Annotated in this window: 20 protein-coding genes and 1 pseudogene; 11 read left to right on the top strand and 10 right to left on the bottom strand. The window is 69.9% G+C overall.

Annotated elements, in window-relative coordinates; all coding sequences use genetic code 11:
* Positions 1-195 precede the first annotated feature (195 nt).
* Positions 196-2,316 (top strand): GAF domain-containing protein, encoded by a 2,121-nt coding sequence (locus AB0C26_RS44460; protein ID WP_360260868.1) that lies wholly within the window; start codon positions 196-198, stop codon positions 2,314-2,316.
* A 93-nt stretch (positions 2,317-2,409) separates the two neighbouring features.
* Here the strand turns inward: AB0C26_RS44460 and AB0C26_RS44455 are convergent, their stop codons facing one another.
* From AB0C26_RS44455 to AB0C26_RS44445, 3 genes are all read right to left on the bottom strand, one after another.
* The gene (locus tag AB0C26_RS44455; RefSeq protein WP_360260866.1) at positions 2,410-2,544 is read right to left on the bottom strand and encodes a hypothetical protein; all 135 of its coding nucleotides are present in this window, start codon (positions 2,542-2,544) and stop codon (positions 2,410-2,412) included.
* 145 nt (positions 2,545-2,689) lie between these two features.
* A complete protein-coding gene (locus AB0C26_RS44450) occupies positions 2,690-3,613 on the bottom strand; it encodes a nitroreductase (RefSeq protein ID WP_360260864.1) in 924 nt (307 codons plus the stop codon).
* A 44-nt stretch (positions 3,614-3,657) separates the two neighbouring features.
* Entirely contained in the window at positions 3,658-4,107 is a 450-nt protein-coding gene (locus AB0C26_RS44445) for a DUF5994 family protein (RefSeq protein ID WP_360260862.1), read from the bottom strand.
* A gap of 297 nt (positions 4,108-4,404) precedes the next feature.
* Between AB0C26_RS44445 and AB0C26_RS44440 the strand changes: the two genes are divergently transcribed.
* The 7 genes from AB0C26_RS44440 (at position 4,405) to AB0C26_RS44410 (ending at position 10,688) form a co-directional block, all read left to right on the top strand.
* Positions 4,405-4,743, top strand: a complete 339-nt coding sequence (locus AB0C26_RS44440; protein WP_360260859.1) for a lipopolysaccharide assembly protein LapA domain-containing protein — start codon at positions 4,405-4,407, stop codon at positions 4,741-4,743.
* Between the two features lie 218 nt (positions 4,744-4,961).
* Positions 4,962-5,249, top strand: a complete 288-nt coding sequence (locus AB0C26_RS44435; protein ID WP_360260857.1) for a hypothetical protein — start codon at positions 4,962-4,964, stop codon at positions 5,247-5,249.
* A 419-nt stretch (positions 5,250-5,668) separates the two neighbouring features.
* Positions 5,669-7,207: a family 16 glycoside hydrolase gene (locus AB0C26_RS44430; protein ID WP_360260855.1), complete on the top strand. Its 1,539-nt coding sequence runs from the start codon at positions 5,669-5,671 to the stop codon at positions 7,205-7,207.
* A 151-nt stretch (positions 7,208-7,358) separates the two neighbouring features.
* A complete protein-coding gene (locus AB0C26_RS44425) occupies positions 7,359-7,514 on the top strand; it encodes a hypothetical protein (protein WP_360260853.1) in 156 nt (51 codons plus the stop codon).
* 5 nt (positions 7,515-7,519) lie between these two features.
* Positions 7,520-8,479, top strand: a complete 960-nt coding sequence (locus AB0C26_RS44420) for a pectate lyase (protein ID WP_360260851.1) — start codon at positions 7,520-7,522, stop codon at positions 8,477-8,479.
* A 261-nt stretch (positions 8,480-8,740) separates the two neighbouring features.
* Positions 8,741-9,049 (top strand): hypothetical protein, encoded by a 309-nt coding sequence (locus tag AB0C26_RS44415; RefSeq protein ID WP_360260849.1) that lies wholly within the window; start codon positions 8,741-8,743, stop codon positions 9,047-9,049.
* Between the two features lie 76 nt (positions 9,050-9,125).
* The gene (locus AB0C26_RS44410; protein ID WP_360260846.1) at positions 9,126-10,688 is read left to right on the top strand and encodes an FAD-dependent oxidoreductase; all 1,563 of its coding nucleotides are present in this window, start codon (positions 9,126-9,128) and stop codon (positions 10,686-10,688) included.
* 46 nt (positions 10,689-10,734) lie between these two features.
* On the opposite strand, the gene AB0C26_RS44405 is transcribed toward AB0C26_RS44410, so the two are convergent.
* Complete coding sequence (locus AB0C26_RS44405; RefSeq protein WP_360260844.1) at positions 10,735-11,193, bottom strand: ATP-binding protein; 459 nt, start codon at positions 11,191-11,193, stop codon at positions 10,735-10,737.
* Positions 11,194-11,336: 143 nt separating this feature from the next.
* On the opposite strand from AB0C26_RS44405, the gene AB0C26_RS44400 reads away from it, so the two are divergent.
* Entirely contained in the window at positions 11,337-12,131 is a 795-nt protein-coding gene (locus tag AB0C26_RS44400; protein WP_360260842.1) for a SigB/SigF/SigG family RNA polymerase sigma factor, read from the top strand.
* 108 nt (positions 12,132-12,239) lie between these two features.
* Here the strand turns inward: AB0C26_RS44400 and AB0C26_RS44395 are convergent, their stop codons facing one another.
* Together AB0C26_RS44395 and AB0C26_RS44390 are read right to left on the bottom strand one after the other, a co-directional pair.
* Positions 12,240-13,280 (bottom strand): AraC family transcriptional regulator, encoded by a 1,041-nt coding sequence (locus tag AB0C26_RS44395; RefSeq protein ID WP_360260839.1) that lies wholly within the window; start codon positions 13,278-13,280, stop codon positions 12,240-12,242.
* Positions 13,281-13,481: 201 nt separating this feature from the next.
* Positions 13,482-14,285 carry a GAF and ANTAR domain-containing protein gene (locus tag AB0C26_RS44390; RefSeq protein WP_360260836.1) on the bottom strand — a complete coding sequence of 268 codons (804 nt, stop codon included), beginning with the start codon at positions 14,283-14,285 and terminating at the stop codon, positions 13,482-13,484.
* Positions 14,286-14,603: 318 nt separating this feature from the next.
* Between AB0C26_RS44390 and AB0C26_RS44385 the strand changes: the two genes are divergently transcribed.
* Positions 14,604-15,335, top strand: coding sequence for a GAF and ANTAR domain-containing protein (locus AB0C26_RS44385; protein ID WP_360260833.1), 732 nt, complete (start codon positions 14,604-14,606; stop codon positions 15,333-15,335).
* 30 nt (positions 15,336-15,365) lie between these two features.
* Here the strand turns inward: AB0C26_RS44385 and AB0C26_RS44380 are convergent, their stop codons facing one another.
* From AB0C26_RS44380 to AB0C26_RS44365, 4 genes and pseudogenes are all read right to left on the bottom strand, one after another.
* Positions 15,366-15,524: an ANTAR domain-containing protein gene (locus AB0C26_RS44380; RefSeq protein ID WP_360260830.1), complete on the bottom strand. Its 159-nt coding sequence runs from the start codon at positions 15,522-15,524 to the stop codon at positions 15,366-15,368.
* A gap of 178 nt (positions 15,525-15,702) precedes the next feature.
* Positions 15,703-16,083: pseudogene (locus tag AB0C26_RS44375) on the bottom strand (hypothetical protein); the annotation flags it as partial.
* A 39-nt stretch (positions 16,084-16,122) separates the two neighbouring features.
* Complete coding sequence (locus tag AB0C26_RS44370) at positions 16,123-16,503, bottom strand: STAS domain-containing protein (RefSeq protein WP_360260827.1); 381 nt, start codon at positions 16,501-16,503, stop codon at positions 16,123-16,125.
* 212 nt (positions 16,504-16,715) lie between these two features.
* Entirely contained in the window at positions 16,716-16,895 is a 180-nt protein-coding gene (locus tag AB0C26_RS44365; RefSeq protein ID WP_360260825.1) for a hypothetical protein, read from the bottom strand.
* Between the two features lie 373 nt (positions 16,896-17,268).
* On the opposite strand from AB0C26_RS44365, the gene AB0C26_RS44360 reads away from it, so the two are divergent.
* Entirely contained in the window at positions 17,269-17,694 is a 426-nt protein-coding gene (locus tag AB0C26_RS44360) for a hypothetical protein (RefSeq protein ID WP_360260822.1), read from the top strand.
* The last annotated feature ends 15 nt before the right edge of the window (positions 17,695-17,709 follow it).

Here is a 17,709-nt window from a genome sequence, read left to right as displayed (position 1 = left end):
GTTGTGTATGCGAAGCCCGTACCGGTTTTGACAGCGTGAGGGCCACGCCCCTACCGGCCCGGGCAGGCATTCGCGCCGCCATCCGCGGTGTTGAGTAGCACGAGTGCCTGGCCGCCTCACGTCCCGGAGAAACCGCATGAGCGCCACCAGCCAGACCGTCCGGGCCTGTGCTCGCCGTCGGTCACGAGGGCTTTCATGACAAACGATCTCGAGGATCTTCGACGGTCGGCCGCCGAACAGGCGGCGCTGCGGCGGGTAGCAACGCTGGTGGCATGTGGAGCGCCCCGGGCGGAGATCTTCGAGGCGCTGGTGACCGAAGTCGCGCGGCTGGTTCCGGGGACGGATGCCGCGCTAGTGAAGTTGCACCGGGACGAGACGGTGACGGTTGTCGGCCGCTGGAACGGGGCCGTCGGATACCAGAGCATCGGAGTCCATCACCCGTTCGGTTCCGGCACCCTCGCCCGGATGGTCTGGGACTCCAAGCGCCCGAGCCGAATCACGACGTATGAGCAGAACGTGTCGGGCTCGCTGGCCGACGTGATCCGGGCGTGGGGCTGGCGGACGTCTGTCGGCGCTCCCGTGATGGTCAACGCTGAGGTATGGGGTCTGACCGCCGTCGGCTCGACGAACGGTGACCCACTTCCTCCTGGGACCGAGGATCAGCTGGCGAAATTCACTGAACTGCTGGCCGGGGCGATCGCCAACACGCAGGCCCGCGACGAACTCGAGCAACTCGCCGCCGCGCTGCAGCGGGTGGCCAAGCTCGTGGCACACGACGCCGCACCGCGTGACGTCTTCGAAGCGGTCGTCACGGAGGCCGCGAGTCTGGTCGGCGTCGGGTTCACGACCCTGCTGCGTTTCGAGCCCGACGGGGCAACCGAGGTGGTCGCGGCCCACGATCCGCCGGATGGCGTTGCCGTGGGCATGCGCGCCCCCGCCGGCGGTGACGGCGCCACCCAGCGCGTGTGGCGGACCGGTCGGCCGGCCCGGGCGGACCGGCGGCCAGGCATGTCAGGATCGGGGACACGGCGGGCCGCGGTCGGCGGATTCCAGTCCAGCGCGGCCGTACCGATTCTGGCCGAAGACCGGTTGTGGGGCGCCCTTGTCGCAGCCGGACGGACTGCCCTGCCGCCACATCTCGAAGAGCGGCTCGCGCGTTTCGCGGAGCTGGCCGGCACGGCGATCGCCAGCTCTCAGGCTCGTGCGGACGTCCGGGCGCTCGCCGACGAACAAGCAGCCTTGCTGCGCGTCGCCGAACTGGCGGCCCGTGGCGGATCCTCCGACCTGGTATTCACGGCTGTCGCGACCGAGGCGCAACAGCTCCTCGACGGTCAGCCCATGACCCTTGTCCGCTTCGAGCAGGATGCGGCAATGACAGTGATCAGTCAAAGCGACGGGCCTCCGCCACCGGGGATCCGCATCGGCTACACGCCCGGCACGATGCCGGACCGTGTCCGGCGAACGGCGCAGGCCGTACGTGTGGACGACTTCAGCGTCGAACCGAACGCCTCCTTCGCCCGTGACCACGATCTCACCGCCGGGGTCGCGGCGCCGATCGTGGTGGAGGGCCAGGTGTGGGGGATGCTCGCGGCCACCTCAGCTGACGGACCACTGCTGCCCGGCATCGAAGAACGCCTACAGCGGTTTGCCAACCTGGCCGGGACCGCGGTGAGCAACGCGGCCAGCCGCGCCCAGCTCATCGCTTCACGCGCCCGGGTCCTGTCGACCGCTGACGAGACCCGCCGGCGGCTTCAACGCGATGTCCACGACGGCGCCCAGCAACGTCTCATCCACACGGTCATCACCCTGAAGCTGGCACGGCGGTCACTGGCGCACAGCGACGTGCCGACCACCATCGATCATGTTGAGGAAGCACTCAGGCACGCTCAGCGGGCCACCGACGAACTCCGTGAGATCGTCAGCGGCATCCTCCCGGCGACGTTGACCCGCAGTGGCTTACGCGGCGGTGTGGAATCGCTGCTGACCGACTTGCCGCTGCCGGTCGAAGCGGCCATCGAGGTGCCGCGGCTCGCCGTGGAAGTCGAGACCACCGCCTACTTCGTCATCGCCGAGGCGCTCACCAACGTCGTGAAATACGCCCAGGCCAGCCGTGCCTGGGTGCACGCCGGGCTCAGCGCGGGCGCTCTGCGCATCGCGGTGGGCGACGACGGCGTGGGCGGCGCTCACGCCGGGCAGGGCTCCGGTCTGACCGGCCTGTTCGACCGCGTCGAAGCCCACGGAGGCCGGTTACGGATCAGCAGCCCGCCGGGACGAGGAACGATGATCGAGGCGACCCTGCCGACCGGCGGCCATTAGCCGTTAATCAATCCTCTGCTCCCGGAGAACGGCAATCTGCTGCTGAACGGACGGCGCCGGGGTCCGGGGCGACGGAAACATCGACAGTACGGCTCAGCGTCCCGTGGGCGGGACGGCCGAGATGTGGACGTTCTGCTGTGCGCGCTTCAGGTGCTTGGCCGCCTGCTTCTCCTTGATCGTCTTGCCCTTCTTCTTGACGTTCGCCTTTGCCGACCGACCCTTGGACATGATCTGACCTCCGTGAGAACGCGGCGCCGGGACGGGCGTGGGAGAGCATCACGTAAGACCCGCTGTCCCTGCGACCCTACGCGCGAACGGCGTCCCCGCCGGGTGCTCGTGCCGGTATCCACCTCGGGGCCGCAGAGACGACATATCAGCGCGTTCCCGTGCCCGGCCCGGCGTCTCCGAGGCGGAGGGAATCGGCGGTCGCCCGCCGGGGCGTACGCGGTGCCTCGGGTCGTGTGGCGTGACGGCCCAGGCGAACCATCAGGTACGGGTGGCCAAGCTCGGGAACGGCGCGGCGCAGCGCCTGGCGGGCGGCGGCGTACTCGATCGGCGCGCTGAACGGCAGTACCGAGATGCCGAGGCCGGTGGCGACGAGGGAACCCACGGACAGCGCCTCACCGGCCCGGAGCCAGTCCGTGTCCTCGTCCCGGGGCCCGTGCAGCACCGCGAAGGTCGCGGCCCGGTCGTGCTCGCCGGAGGCGATGGGCTGCCGTGGGCCCAGGCGAGCGCCGGCGATGCGGTCGCCGCCGGCCCACCGGGCGAGTTCGGCGTGCCATTGCGCGAAGGCAGGTTCGACGCCTCCGGCGTGGGCCGTGGCGACGGTGAGGGCGAGGATCTGGTCCGGGCGAAGCACCGTCAGGCGGGAATGCTGGGTGTTGAAGGCCGAGACGACCGTTTGCCGATCGACCGCGTCGATGGGGTCACCGGTGACCGGGCGCGAGTCGGTGCGGCGCAGCTTGACGGCGCGGGCCAGCCGCGCGGTAGCCGGGCTCACCGGGGCGGCACCGTCGATGCGCAGGCGAGCCAGGTGGGCCGGGTCGGCGGGGTCGCAACGGCGGACGACCGTCACGCGCCAGCCCCGCGCGGCCAGAGCGAGGCGGGCGTGGTGCAGGGCGGCGCCACAGCTGATCGTGGCGAGCCGCCCCTCCGGGTCGGCGAAGCCGGACATCCGGTCGTGGTCCACGAAGAGGTCGAGTACGTCGTTGCGCGTCCGCCATCGCCACGGCTGCGCGTTGTGGGCCGACGGCGCCCGGCCGGCCGCCACGACCGCCCGGTAGATGGCTTCGCTCATGCGGCCCCGTTCGGACCGGCGTACCGGCCGGATCGTCGCCGGCGTCATCGGGCGGTCTGTCCGGCCAGCAGACCGAGTCCGCCTCCCTCGGTCTCCCAGGTGGCTTCGCCGGTTCCGGCCTTCGTCCGCTCCGGCGCCGCGGGAACGGCGCCCGGTGGCACCACCCGCAAGGTGAAGGTGCCGCCGTCGGCGCAGAGGACGGTCATCAGGAACGGGGACCGGTCGGCCTGATAGCCGACGGTGACCGTGCGGCCGTCCGTGCTGATCCGGCTGGGCCGGGTGGCCCAGCCTCCGGCGCTCAGCAACAGACGGGTCACCCGGCCCCGGACGTGATCGAGGATCGGCACGAGGGTGCGCAGTTCCGTTCTGAGGTCGGCCGAGCGCGGCCACCAGCCGCCGTCGTGCAACGGCGGCCGCGATGGTGCCGGTGCCGCTCGCGGGCCGAGCGGTTCGAGGGAAGCCGCCGCCTCCGGGCGAAAAATCTGTGGTGCCATGGGGTTCCCGTCGTCCGGGACCAAACGCAGGCGCGGGCCCAGCCCGATGACAGGGGCGAGACGAGGTCCACCGAGGCCGGTGAGCAACGCGCGGGCGGCAGGTCGCCGGGCCGCACGCGCCGGCCGAAGCCGGCACCGACGACAAGGCCGTCGGTCGTTACCCACTGTACGCGCAATTGACGGAGCTCAGCCCGGCCCGGCGGGGACGGACAAGAGTATGGTCAAGCCATCCCGGGACCGACGACATCCTTGCCCTCGAGGTGCCTGCCACACCGGCTCACTCCTCAAGGGGACGTCATGTCCGACCATGGGCACCGAAATTCCGCCGCGGCCGCTCCCGAGCTACCGGCCGAATCAGTGGTTCCGGCCGAAGACCGGCCGGTCCGTGCGCCGCGTACCCGTACGGGCTCGACCTGGTTCGGCATCTGCGTCGCGGCGCTGCTCTTCGTCGTCCTGATCGTCTTCATGCTGCAGAACACGGGCAGCGTCGAGGTCACGTTTCTCGGGATGCACGGCACCTTGCCGCTGGCCATGGCGCTGCTGATCGCCGCCGTCGGCGCCGCCCTCCTGACCATGATCGTCGGGGCGGCCCGGATCACGCAACTGCGCCGCCAGGCCCGCCGGCGGCAGCACTGAGCCTCGCCGCGGGCGGGTTTCCCGTGGTTCCCGGCTCGGGCACCGCCTGATCCGGGGCGTCATGCTGGAGGTGGTCGTGGCCCTGGCCGGCATCGGCACCGCGGTCGCGTTGTACCCGGTGGTCGAGCGGCGTGCCGGCGTACCCGAAAAAGCTTTTCGCGTCAGGGGGCAATTCCCGCGGCCGCGATCGGGTGCTCCCCGGGATAGCGTTGCGGGAGATGACTACCTACCGCACCGCCTCGATTCTCGTCTCCTCGGACGGCACCCTGACACCGGGCACGGCCGCGCTCTTCGCGGAACCCGGGCGTAAGGGCGCAACTCCACTCTGGGCAGGCGATTTCCGGCCGGCGAATGACGCCCGCAAAATCGACGAGAATGCCGTCGGAAAAACGTTCACCTTGCAGTTGCCCGATGGCAGCACCGGCAAGGTTGTGGTGCAGCGTCTCAAGAGCGGAAAAGGTGGCGTCACGCTCGCGTTGATGGGTGAGGACGCGCCGCCCTTCTGAAGCGTGTCAATCGGTTGCGCATCGGCGGCGTCTTCCCCGCGGCTGGTGATGGTCGCGGTGAGCGTCGAGACGATGCGGTGACATCCGAACGTGGGCCGGGTCGGACAGTCAGGCTCCGGCGCGCCGCAGCAGGCCGGCCGCGATCGAGGAGGAGTGCGGACACGCATCCGTTCGACGCCGCTCCGGCTCGGACTGTTGCTGCAAACACCCGCGGCGTAGGCTCGGCGTGAAGCGGGCATAGCGGGGCACCCGACCGGTGAAGCGGTCGGGCCGGTTTCCCCTGCGTGGATTCGGCTGCAACATTCCTGCAAATGGAATCCATTGACCTGCGCCGATTTCTTTCCCTATCTTCGGTATTAGATTTCGCCGATGTCTCGGATATCCGCCGGCGGTGCTCCCGGAGAAGAGGGAATCTCCCCATGCCCAGAATTCGATGGATAACCATGGCCGCGCTGGCCGTTTCCGCCATTGTGGTGGCCGGGCCCGCCTACGCCGACACGCTCTTCAGCGACAACTTCGACGACGGTGACGCCAACGGCTGGAGCCGCTCCGGCGGGTCGTGGTCGGTGGTCACCGACGGCTCGCCCGCGTTCCGGCAGACCAGCACCGGCGCCAACGCCCGCGTGCTGGCCGGCACCACGTCGTGGGCCGACTACACGGTGCGGGCCCGGGTGAAGCCGATCGCGTTCGCCGCCACCGGCCGCACCGCCGGGGTGGCGGCCCGGGTGCGTTCCTCCAGCGAGTACTACGCGTTCGTCCTGACCGGCGGTGGTGCGGCGCAGCTGCAGCGAGTCTCCGGCGGCACGGCGACCGTGCTCGGCACGGCGGCGGCCGGGGGAGCGGCGACCGGCGCCTGGCGCGTTCTCGCGCTCACCGTGCAGGGCTCCACGCTGACCGGGTCGGTCGACGGCGCCGCGGTCGTCCGGGCCACCGACTCCACCCTGTCCTCGGGGCGGATCGGGCTGCTGGCCTCGTACGCCAGCGCGTCCTTCGACGACGTGGTGGTGGCATCGCCCACGCCCGGCCCAGGCCCGACGACGCCGCCGCCGACCCCGGGCACGTGCCGGGTCACCGGCTCGCCGGTCGGCTTCGCCCAGGGCACGACGGGCGGCGCGGGCGGACCCACGGTGGCCGTCGACACCGCCGCCGAACTGCTGAGCGCGATCGCCACGACCGGGCCGCTCACCGTCTGCGTCAGCGGCACGATCACCCTGCCGGCCGGCATGTACGACGTGACCAGCGACAAGTCGATCGTGGGCGTCGGCTCGACCGCGGGCATCACCGGCGGCGGCTTCAACATCGGCCTGCCGGTCTCCGACGTCACCACGGCACCCGCGAACGCCGTACACAATGTCATCGTCCAGAACCTCACGTTCCGCGGCGCCTCGGACGACTCGATCAACGTGCAGATGTTCTCCCACCACGTCTGGATCGACCACAACGACCTGGCGCAGGGCTACGACGGGCTGATCGACATCAAGCGCGGCTCGTCGCTGGTGACGGTGTCGTGGAACCACACCCACCACCACACCAAGAACATGCTGCTCGGCCACGACGACAAGAACGCCGCCCAGGACACCGGGCGACTGCGGGTGACCTACCACCACAACTGGTTCGACGCGACGCCGCAGCGCAACCCGCGGGTTCGCTTCGGCGACCCGGTCCATGTGTTCAACAACTACTACTTCTACAACACCGACACCGGGGTGGCCTGCCAGAACAACGCCGGCTGCCTGGTCGAGGGCAACTACTTCGAGGACGTCGAGGAGCCGGTCACCAACACGTACGCCGGACCCGCCGGCCGCTGCGTGGCCCGCAACAATGTTTTCGTGGGCGAGTCGGGCATGCCCGACTGCAGCGGCACTGTGCAGGAGCCGTCGGCGTTCTACTCGTACACCTTGGACGACCCGAACTCGGTGAAGGCGATCGTCACCGCCGGCGCCGGAGTGCTCCGATGAGGCGCCGCACTTTCCTGGCCGCAAGGGGCGCGGCGGCGGCGGCCGGACCGGACGGGTTCGCCACGGTCGCCGGGTACGGGCCGGCCACCACCACCGGAGGCGCGGGCGGGCCGGTCGTCCACGTCTACGACAACTGCTTCCGCGACAACACATGGTGCGGCGCGACAACATCCTCGCCGACTGCAACCACGCCATCGAGGTCCGGGGCGCGGTCACGGACCCGAGGACCTTTTACCCGTACGCGGCCGACGGTGCCGCCTCGGTGCCCACCATCGTGCCGGCGGGTGCCGGCGTCGGAAAGGTGTGATCGGCATGCGCAGACTTGGTCCCGCGGGCGTGGCGGCGCTCGTGCTGGTCGCCGTGGTCGGCGCCGGGCAGCCGGCCGGGGCCGTGGCGGCCGCGACGGCGGACGGGTTCGCCTCGGTGTCCGGCGGCACGACGGGCGGCGCGGCCGGACCCACGGTCACCGTCACCACCGGCGCCGACCTGGCGAGATACGCCGGCGCCAACACCCCGTACACCATCATGGTCTCCGGCCGCGTCAGCGTGGGCGGCATGGTCACGGTGGTGGCCAACAAGAGCATCATCGGCGTGGGCTCGACCGCGGAGATCACCGGCGGCGGCCTCCAACTCGGCACCACGACGCGGCCCGGCAACAACGTGATCATCCGGAATCTCCGGTTCAGCGGGGCCTCGGACGACTCGATCAGTGTCACCAACGGCGCGCATCATGTCTGGATCGACCACAACGAGTTCCTTCCGGCGTACGACGGCTCGCTCGACATCAAACGCCAGTCGACTTTCGTCACCGTTTCCTGGAACCATTTCCGGGGCACCGGCAAGACGATGCTGCTCGGCCATTCCGACAATTACTCCGCCGACATCGGCTATCTCAAGGTGTCCTATCACCACAACTATTTCGACGGCTCCAACCAGCGGCACCCGCGGGTGCGTTTCGGCGAGCCGGTGCACGTCTACAACAACTACTATCGCAACGTCGGCCTCTACGGGATCGCGTCGACCGAGAACGCCGGCGTGGTGGCCGAGGGCAACTACTTCGAGAATGTCGCCCACCCGTGCCATTCGACCGGCGGCTACGCCGAGAGCAACCCGGGCCGGCTGGTGCAGCGGGCCAACGCCTTCGTCAACTCCGGCCCGTGCGAGGCGGGCGGCACGGTGACCGAGCCGGGCACCTACTACAGCTACACGCTGGACCCGGCCTCATCGGTGCCGTCGCTGGTCACCGCGGGCGCGGGTGTGGGGAGGCTGTGATGCACGGCCTGCTCGCACTGCTCCTCGTGGCCGGCCTGTCCACCGCCCTGGCCGCGGTCTCCGCCGCCGACGGTTTCGCGTCCGGCCCCACAAGACGATCACCGGGATCGGCCCCGCGCCCACGATCTCCGGCGGCGGGTTCGACTTCTACCGCTCGTCCAACGTCGTAGTGCGCAACCTGACCTTCACGGTCAGCAGTCGCACCACATCTGGATCAACCACAACACGTTCGTCCGCCCGGTCGACGGCTCGGTCGACATCGTGCGGGGCGCCGACTACGTGACGGTGTCGTGGAACCACTTCGCCGGCACCGACAAGAGCATGCTGACCGGCCACTCCGACGGCGCCGCGTCCACCGACGTCGGCCATTTGAAGGTCAGCATCCACCACAACTGGTTCGACGGCTCCCGGCAGCGCCACCCCCGGGCCGCCTGGTGCAGCGGGCCAACATCTTCACCGGCTCGGGTCCGTGCGAGGCCGGCGGCCCGGTCACCCCTGGAACCGGCGGCGTCCGTCCCGTCCCTGGTCCAGGCCCGTGCCGGAGCCGGAGCCGGAGCCGGCCGAGCCTGATGGCGATCGGCGACTCCGCGGAACCGCGAGGAGAGGTTGCGTCGATTCTTGCGTTGATCGAGAGTAGCGTGGCGGCGTGACTCCACGACTGACGAGCGCCCGCGCTCACCGCCTGGTCCGGCCTCGCACCGATCTGCCGCGGACCGTCGACCATGAGGTTCGCGCCGTGGTGATCGGTGGCGGGATCGCCGGGATGACCAGCGCTCTTCTGCTCGCCGAGCGGGGCGTCCAGGTGACGCTGCTGGAACGCGACGCCCAGTTGGGTGGACGGCTCGCGGCGTGGCCCCGGACGGTGGCGGACGGCTCACGGCAGATGGTCGAGCACGGTTTCCACGGATTCTTCCGTCAGTACTACAACCTGCACAACGTGCTCCGCCGCATCGATCCCGAGCTGTCGTTCCTCCGGCCGGCCGGTCGCTACCCCGTAGTTTCCCGGAATTGGCCCGAAGAGAGTTTCTCCGGCCTGCCCCGCCGGCCACCGGCCAATCTGCTGGCTCTCGTCGCCCGGTCACCGAGCCTGAAACTGCGGGAGTTGCGCGGCGTCGACGGCAAAGCCGCCGTCCCCTTGCTGAGCTACTCGCGCGCCGAGACCTACCGCCAGTTCGACCACGTCTCGGCGAAGGACTTCCTCGACACGCTGGGCATGCCGGCCCGGGCCCGGGCGCACCTGTTCGACGTGTTCGCGCACTCCTTCTTCAACCACCAGGAGGAGATGTCGGCCGCCGAGATGATCATGCAGTTCCACTTCTACTTCCTGCGCAATCCCGAGGGACTCGACTTCGACGCGCCCAGCCAGGACTACGAGACGGCCATCTGGGCGCCGCTCGCCGGGCAGTTGCAGGCCCTCGGCGGCGAGATCCGTACCCGGGCCGCGGTCGACCGGATCGATCCGGGCTGGACCGTCGTGCTGCGCGGTGGCGCCGAGCTGACCGCCGACCACGTCGTGCTGGCCGCCGACCCGCGCTCGGCCCGGGAGATCGTGGCCGCGTCCCCGGGGCTGACCGCACTCGCGCCCCGGCTCGCCGAGCAGATGGCCACGGTGGGGACGGCGGCGCCTTACGCGGTCAGCCGGATCTGGACGGCCCAGGACTGCGCACCCGGGCGCAGCGTCTTCACCAGTGTGGCCGAGGAGCCCACCCTCGACTCGGTCACGCTCTATCACCGCATCGAACGGGCGGCGGGCCAATGGGGCCGCCGGGGCGGTGGCAGCGTGATCGAGCTTCACGCGTACGCGGCACCCGACGGTGTCGACGCCGCCGAACTGACCAAGAGAATGTGGGCCGAGCTCGGGTCGCTGTGGCCGGAGACGACCGGCATGACCATTCTCGACGTCGACGAGCGCGTGGGCGACGACGCCCCCGCGTTCGCCCCGGGAAGCGACGCCACCCGGCCTGGAGTGCTCACCGACGCGACCGGGGTCTATCTGGCCGGGGACTGGGTGCGTGTGCCCTTTCCGGCCGGGCTGATGGAACGCGCCGCCGGCTCGGCGATCCTGGCCGTGAACGCCATCTTCGGTCATCACGGTGTTCGGGCCGCCCCACTGCTGTCGGTGGCCCCTCGAGGATTGCTGGCTCCCCGGTCCGGGCTCCGGAGGACACCGGCGGCGCCGGGCGCCGACCAGGGCACGATCGAGGCCTAGGCACGGCGAGGTAATGGTGGACGCTGCCGGCTGAAGGTTGGGTTTCTCAGCGATCGGGAACGATGGCGGCGGCCGAGTCGCGCGCGCCGGGGAAGGAGGCCCAGACATGTTTGACGTCGCCGTCCTCGTACCAGCCGAGGTTCAGGGCCATGGCGCGGACGATGGGCAGACCGCGGCCTCGATGGCCGGCCAGGGACAGCGCGGTCAGAAACGGGGCGCCGCCCGGATGGTGATCGGCGACGTCGAGGACGAAGCGGTCTTCGTGCCGCAGAAGCCGCACTGTGGTGGGTGGCAGGCCGTGTTGCAGTGCGTTCGTGGCCAGTTCGGTGGCGACCAGCGCGATGCGTCCGGAGACCTCGTCCAGGCCGCGGTGGTCGGCGGGTCGGGTCCCGCTGAGGGCCTGATGCAGTGATGCCCGCAGCGAGCGCAGCTCGTCCGGACCGGTGAGACGCCATCGCCGGAGCTCCTCGCTGGGCGGCGGCCGTGACCTGTCTACTTGATTCACCTCCGAGATGTGCCCTTTCTGGCGATGCTCAAGCGCAAACAACCCCTATTCAGTTTGTTTTGTACGCCCGACCGGGTGGTTTTCGGCAACGGACGGGCGGGGACATAGTGCTGCGACAACTGGCCGACCAGAGGAGTTCCCGTATGACTGTCATCGCTGACGCCGCTGTCCTTGCCGATGCCGCGACGAGCACCGACCGGGCCAGTGAGTTGATCATGGCGATGGCTGCTCTCCCGGCCGGGCACCCGTCTCGGGCCGGCCTGCGGGACCGGGCGATCGAAGCCTGGCTGCCCCTGGCCCGGCACCTGTCGAACCGCTACGCCAACCGCGGTGAGCCCCGCGACGACCTCTACCAGGTCGCCGTCGTCGGCCTGATCAAGGCCACCGACCGGTTCGAGGCCGACCGCGGTGTCGACTTCGCGGGATTCGCGATCCCGACCATCGTCGGCGAGCTCAAGCGGTATTTCCGGGACAAGACCTGGTCGGTACGGGTTCCGCGGCGCCTGCAGGAGCTGCGTCTGGCGATCACTGGCGCCAACAACACACTGAGCCACACCTTGGGACGCGCCCCGACGGTGACCGACATCGCCGCGTACCTTCAGATCAGCGAGGACGAGGTCATCGAGGGCCTCGAGGGCGCCCGCGCGTACAACTCGACGAGCCTGTCCACGCCGATCAGCGAGAGCGGCACCGAGCTCGGCGAAACCCTCGGCGGCGAGGACACCGGCTTCGCCGAGGCGGAGGCGCGGATCGCGCTCGGCCCGGCGATGGCCACCCTCGACGAGCGGGAACAGAAGATCGTCAGCCTCCGCTTTCACGGCAACCTGACCCAGCAGCAGATCGCCGAGCGGATCGGGATCTCCCAGATGCATGTCTCCCGGCTGCTGACCAAGGCGCTCACCAAGCTGCGCCGGCATCTCGACGCCGTCGACGCCTGACAGTCGTCCTGTCGCTCAACGGCCGGATCGGCTGTTCCGCCTACCCGGCCCCGGTCAGGTGACGACACCGCCGTCCGCTACGTGCACCGGCTGACCGGCACGGCCGCGCTATGGACGGCGATGCCGGTTCGGGGTGGTGCGAAGGGTGATGCTGGGACTGACGCCGTATCGGTCGCGGTAGGCGGCGCTGAACTTGCTCAGGTGGGCGAAGCCCCAGCGGCGGGCGATGGCGGTGACGGAGTCGCCGTACGCGGGGTCGGCGGCTCGCAGATCGAGGTGGGCCCGTTCCAGGCGCAGGTGACGCAGGTACGCCGTGGGGGTCCGGCCGTGGTGGCGGATGAAGGCCTGCTGGAGTGCCCGGATGCTGATGCCGGCCACGTCGGCGACCTGGGCGACGGTGATCGGTTCGGCGGCATGGGCGTGCATGTAGTCGACGGCTCGGTGCAAGGAAGCAGGCCCGATGCCTGCTGGTGGTGCGACGTAGGCCGTGGTCATCACCGTGTTGGGGAAGGTGATCAGCGCGGCGCGGGCCAGGCTGCCGACCAGGTGGTCGCGGACCAGGACGCTGTCCAACGGTGAGCCGACCGTGCTGGTCTGGTGATTGACCAGGCGCATGAGCTGCGACCAATAGTGCCCGGCGGCCGCGTCGACGGGGACGGTGCCCAGGAAACGCACCGCGGTCGCGTCCGAGGGGCTCCGCGCGCCGGCGGCCTCGTCGATCACGGACATCGGCAGGGTGAGTCCCGCGTAAACGCCGGGCCGGAAGGAGAACTCCATCGGTTCTCCGGGCTCGGCGATCCAGACCCCGCCGGCGGTGAAGGCGTGGTCGTGTCGGCCGGGCCGTCCGACCGTCAGCGAGCCGGCCAGCGCCACCATGGCGCTGAACATCGGCAGCGGCTCCATACGGATGTGACCGGTGAAGCCCCAGTGGCCCCGATTGAATCCCAGGGGTCCGGCGGCGGCGCTGACCAGGCCGAAGTTGAACGCGTCGCCGGGGTCGTCGATGCGGACCCGGTTGTCCACGTACAGATGTTTGATGAGCGTCTCGGCTCGGTCCGGGGCCGATGCCGCGAAGGCAGCGCGCCGGATCGGCCCGGTCATCGGCGTGCCGCCGGTACCCGCGTCCCCGCTCGATCGCTCATCCGGCACGTTATCCCTCACTCACCTTTCCGCGATTTTACGTCCGGCGCGGCGCTGAGCCGGTAAACGAAGTTCGGGTGGAGTGGGGTTGGCGTCGGTGGCGAAGCGGAGTTGAATGACCGCCAAGCGCGGACCGGTGAGCTCGTCGGCGAGCGTCAGGTCCGAAAACTCAAACAGAGTGGTTTTCGGGCCGCCCGCCGGCGGGCCGGGTCACCTCCCGGTGGGTGGCGTGTGCCGCTGGACCCGCGCGACTATGTCGGCGGCAACGTCGCGCAGTTTGCGGTTGCTGACCTGTGAGATCTTCGGCAGCAAGGCGAATGCCTCGTCCGGGCTGCAGTGCCGTTCGGCCATCACGATGCCTTTGGCCTGTTCGATGACGGCTCGGGTGGTCATCGCCGTGCTCAGACCCTCGGCCAGCTCGGTTGCGCGATAATAGAGGTGCGCGTTGGCCAAGGCCACCGCCACGTACCGGGCGATGTCGGCGGCGGCGTCCGGGAAAGCGTGCGGTCGGCGGCCGTAGGTGTTGAGCGCTCCGCTGACGGAGTCGTCGATGGTCAGTCCGACCGACAGCACGCTGCCGGCTCCGGCCGACGCGGCGCGGGCAGCCCATTGGGGCCACCGCTTCTCCGCGGTGGTGTCGGGTATGACGACGACATCCGCGTCAGCGGCGGCCTGCAGGCAAGGGCCGCCGTGCAGCCGGTACTGCCATTCGTCGAGCTGCAGGGCCAGGTCGCCGGTGAACGCGGCGGTGTAGGGGCTTCGCTCGGGGACCAGCGTGATGGAGACCTCGCCCGCCCCGGGTATCGTCTGCTGCGCGAGGGTGGCGACCTGCTGCAGGATCTGTTCGAGGTCGGTGTCGCTGTGCTTGATCGTCGCGAGTACGGCCAACGCCGCCTGGGCGTGTTGGTGGTGGGGCGTCATGAACGTGCGGCCGTCCTCTGCAGCGGACATAGCCGGGGCCTCGTCGTGACGCCGCGGCGTGAACAGGGGAATGCCCGAACCGTCGAATATCACTGCCGGGCAGGCGCCGCTGCTTGACGCCGACGGTCGAGGCGGGCGTGACCGCTCGTACCGTGAAAGGGAAGAATAACCGATGGGCGGGTGCCGACCGCTGAGGGTGGCCAGGCGCCTGGCCACGCCCGCCTCGGTGCAGCGCGAGCGAGCGAGCGACGGTATGGTGAAGTCTCTGCGGCGGCGTCTCGGATGGCGTCAGCGAGCCGGCGTCGAACAGCGGCGCGGACCCGGACACCAGCCTCCGACGGCGGAGTCTCGCAGCGATCCGCGCGTGGTCGGTCCGGGGCCGACATGTGCCCGATGCGAGGGCCTGGGACGATGAGCATCACCGATCCGCTGCAGCCCGCTGAGGCGTTCGCCCAGCTCGGCCGGATCAAATTGATCGACACCGACCTCGACGGGGTCCTTGACACGATCGCCGCCCTCGCGAAACGCACCGTCCCGGGCGTCGCCGAGTGCTCGGTGACACTGGTTCGCGATCAGAGGGCCTTCACCGCCGCGTTCACCGGTGAGCTGGCCCTGAGACTCGACGAGTCACAGTACAGGTCCGGCCACGGTCCGTGCCTGGATGCTTCCGCCGGCGCGACGACCCTCTCGTTGCCCGACCTCGCGGCCGAGAAACGCTGGCCGCGCTGGGTGGCGCTCGCGTTGCGGCACGGCGCGGGCAGTTCGCTGTCGATCGGACTGCCGGTTCAAGACGTCGTCACCGGCGCGCTGAACGTCTACGCCACCACGCCGCACGCCTTCGACCGCGAGGCGATCACGTTGGCCGAGACGTTCTCCGGATACGCCGCGGTGGCGCTGGCCAACGCCCACCTGTACGACTCGACGGCCACACTGGCCCAGCAAATGCGGGCCGCGATGGCCAGCCGCGCCGTCATCGAGCAGGCCAAAGGCGTCATCATGGCCGAACGGCGATGCACCGCCGACGACGCGTTCAAGGTCCTGGTCAAGCTGTCCCAGGACACCAACCACAAGGTGCGTGACCTCGCGCAGATCCTGGTCGACCAAGCGTCCGGGCTGGTTCCCGGCCCGCATCCGGAAAAGTAGTACCGGGCATTGCCAACAGCGGAACGCGGTTCACTGATGACGCGCTATCAGTTCGGCCGCCGTATCGGTCAGAGACTTTCGCTGCTTGGCGGCCTTTGCGCACAGATCCCGATAGGCGTCGTCGGGGCCGGCGGCGGTCGTCTCCAGCATGATGCCGATGGCCTGCTGGATCAGGTCGCGGGCGGTCAAGGCGCCGATCAGCCCCGTGGCCAGCTCGCGGGCCCCGGAGTCGAGGGCGGCCAGCCGGGATCGGCGCCTGCGGGTCGTAGGCGGCCCAGACGGCGGTGGTCAGCGCCTTCATCGGCGCCGGGTCGCGGCCGTAGAGATTGAGGGCCGCGATGGTGGTGCCCGATGCGGCGAACAGCGGAACGGACAGCGACGTGGTCAGGCCCAGCCGGCCCGCGGTGTCGCGAAAACCCGGCCAGGTGACGGTGGCGGCGATGTCCGGCACCGCCGCCGGCACCCCGCCGTCGAGGGCGTCCAGACACGGCCCGGCGTCGTCGGCGTACTGCGCCTGATCGATGGTTACGGCGAGGTCGCCGCTGGCCGCCACGGTGGCATAGGCGCCTTCGTGCCGGCTTGTGACTGACGCGTATTCGACGGCAGTGATCCGGACTGCGGCCAGTTGAGCGATGACAGTCAGATCCGTACCGATCTGCGTGCTGTCGTCGGGTGTGCCGGCCAACGAGACCAACCGATCGCGGAGGGAGCCGGCCGGCCCGTGATTCGCGTCGTGGGGCTGTGCCATTGTTCCTCTGATGTTCCTCGAGACTGGCATTGTGCGAGGTCATGGCCGCCGTGGTACGACCTCGTCGGGGTCGGCGATCGCCATGACCTGGGCGGTGATTCCGTGAGCGCCCCGGTACCAGAAAGAGCGGCCTTGTCCAATGGCGTAATTGTGCGCGGCGAGAAGAGCGTGAGTTCCCGCCGCGGCCAGGAAGGGAACGTGGGTGAGATCGCAGCACACGTCGCCGGTACGCAGCTCTTGGACCAGGACGGCGAGCAACAGGGGGGCGGTGTCGATGTCGAGGTCGCCGTCCACGGTGATGACGCTGAGCACATCGGTGGCCTCGCCGCTGTGCGGCACATCGTCAACACGCCGGGAGACGGCTACCCGGGTGTAGCCATCGGCGTCCGACAGAGTCGCTGGTGCCTCGTCGAGGAGCACCTGGCTGACCCACCGCGTCAGGCGACTGTCCAAGTGGCTGGGATGCCTCACGGTCATAGCACACCTCTCCCGTCAACTTGACCATGACGGGCACGTGGCTTGACCCGAACTCGACGATAGTCCCGGTGGCGGGCCGCCGCCACCGGGACGGCTCTACTTCGGGTGGACTCTCGCTGACGTGAACAAGGCAGAGATCAGGACCGGGTCGTCTCTCAGGTGCCGATGCGTGACACCGGGGTGAGGTCCTTCTCCAACTCGCGCAGAGCGTCCGCGTCGATGCCGAGGGTTCCCAGCAACGAGGCGTGCTTCTTTGTGTCGATCAACGTCGGCAGGTCCTTCTCGGCCCAGTCGGCCCGGGAGTGAAGCCCGCGAGATCGGAGCGTCGCCACCACTCCGGTCTTCTCGACGCACGTCTTCGTGGTGATGGTGGCTCCCTCTTGCCCGGGCCGTCCGCATCCTCCGGATGGGGGGACGCATCAGCCGGGCTGCTACCCCAACGTACCCCGGACAGCCGTTCCCCAGCGGGTCAGCCGGTTGCGAATCAACGTCGTCGTCCGGCGCGGCGATCGGGGCCCGGCCGCCGGTCAGCACATCGCGTCCGGGCGGCGTACGGTCGCGGTGGCGTAGCATTTCGCTCGTGCGGTGATCGATCCGTCGGGCTACGACGCCTCGAACCGCAGGGTGCGACGACCACGAGAGCGGGCGACAGTGAGCGTTCACTTGTCCAGGGCAGGCTCTTTGCGGCGGGTCGTGCTCAGTTGCGATGTGGCGGGCTGCCCCGTCCAGTCGGAACCGCCGGCCATCGAGGCGTGGCGTAACGACGCGGACGCCCGGACCTGGGCCCGGGAGCACGCGCCCGGCTGGACGTCCGACCCGGTCCGCCAGACCGATTACTGCCCCGGACACGCCGCGTCCAGTGTGGCCTCGGCCGAGCAGGCCGCGCCCCGGCCGACGGCGGCCGTCCGTGATTCTCGTGGCAACCCGCTCAACCGGGACGAGTACACCGAGCGTCTGCGGGAGACCCTCCGAGCCGACGACCGGCCGTCGGGACGGACGTTGACGGTCGCTCAGGCCACGGTCGCGGCCCGGCTGCTGGACGAGTTGGCCGGCGTCTATCGGGGCGAACAGCTGGGTGCGCTCGCCCGTGAGCTGTCCACGCTTCTCGACGAACGGCCCCCCGGCGGGCGCTGAGCCCGGCCGGTGTGC

The organism is Actinoplanes sp. NPDC048796 (genome assembly GCF_040650035.1).
Classification (GTDB): domain Bacteria; phylum Actinomycetota; class Actinomycetes; order Mycobacteriales; family Micromonosporaceae; genus Actinoplanes.
This window is presented reverse-complemented; position numbering and strand designations above follow the sequence as displayed.

Excerpts from the sequence above, each read along its gene's own strand:
- AB0C26_RS44460 (WP_360260868.1), top strand. The coding sequence starts at position 196 with ATGACAAACGATCTCGAGGATCTTCGACGGTCGGCCGCCGAACAGGCG.
- AB0C26_RS44455 (WP_360260866.1), bottom strand. The coding sequence starts at position 2,544 with ATGTCCAAGGGTCGGTCGGCAAAGGCGAACGTCAAGAAGAAGGGCAAG.
- AB0C26_RS44450 (WP_360260864.1), bottom strand. The coding sequence starts at position 3,613 with ATGAGCGAAGCCATCTACCGGGCGGTCGTGGCGGCCGGCCGGGCGCCG.
- AB0C26_RS44445 (WP_360260862.1), bottom strand. The coding sequence starts at position 4,107 with ATGGCACCACAGATTTTTCGCCCGGAGGCGGCGGCTTCCCTCGAACCG.
- AB0C26_RS44440 (WP_360260859.1), top strand. The coding sequence starts at position 4,405 with ATGTCCGACCATGGGCACCGAAATTCCGCCGCGGCCGCTCCCGAGCTA.
- AB0C26_RS44435 (WP_360260857.1), top strand. The coding sequence starts at position 4,962 with ATGACTACCTACCGCACCGCCTCGATTCTCGTCTCCTCGGACGGCACC.
- AB0C26_RS44430 (WP_360260855.1), top strand. The coding sequence starts at position 5,669 with ATGCCCAGAATTCGATGGATAACCATGGCCGCGCTGGCCGTTTCCGCC.
- AB0C26_RS44425 (WP_360260853.1), top strand. The coding sequence starts at position 7,359 with ATGGTGCGGCGCGACAACATCCTCGCCGACTGCAACCACGCCATCGAG.
- AB0C26_RS44420 (WP_360260851.1), top strand. The coding sequence starts at position 7,520 with ATGCGCAGACTTGGTCCCGCGGGCGTGGCGGCGCTCGTGCTGGTCGCC.
- AB0C26_RS44400 (WP_360260842.1), top strand. The coding sequence starts at position 11,337 with ATGACTGTCATCGCTGACGCCGCTGTCCTTGCCGATGCCGCGACGAGC.
- AB0C26_RS44385 (WP_360260833.1), top strand. The coding sequence starts at position 14,604 with ATGAGCATCACCGATCCGCTGCAGCCCGCTGAGGCGTTCGCCCAGCTC.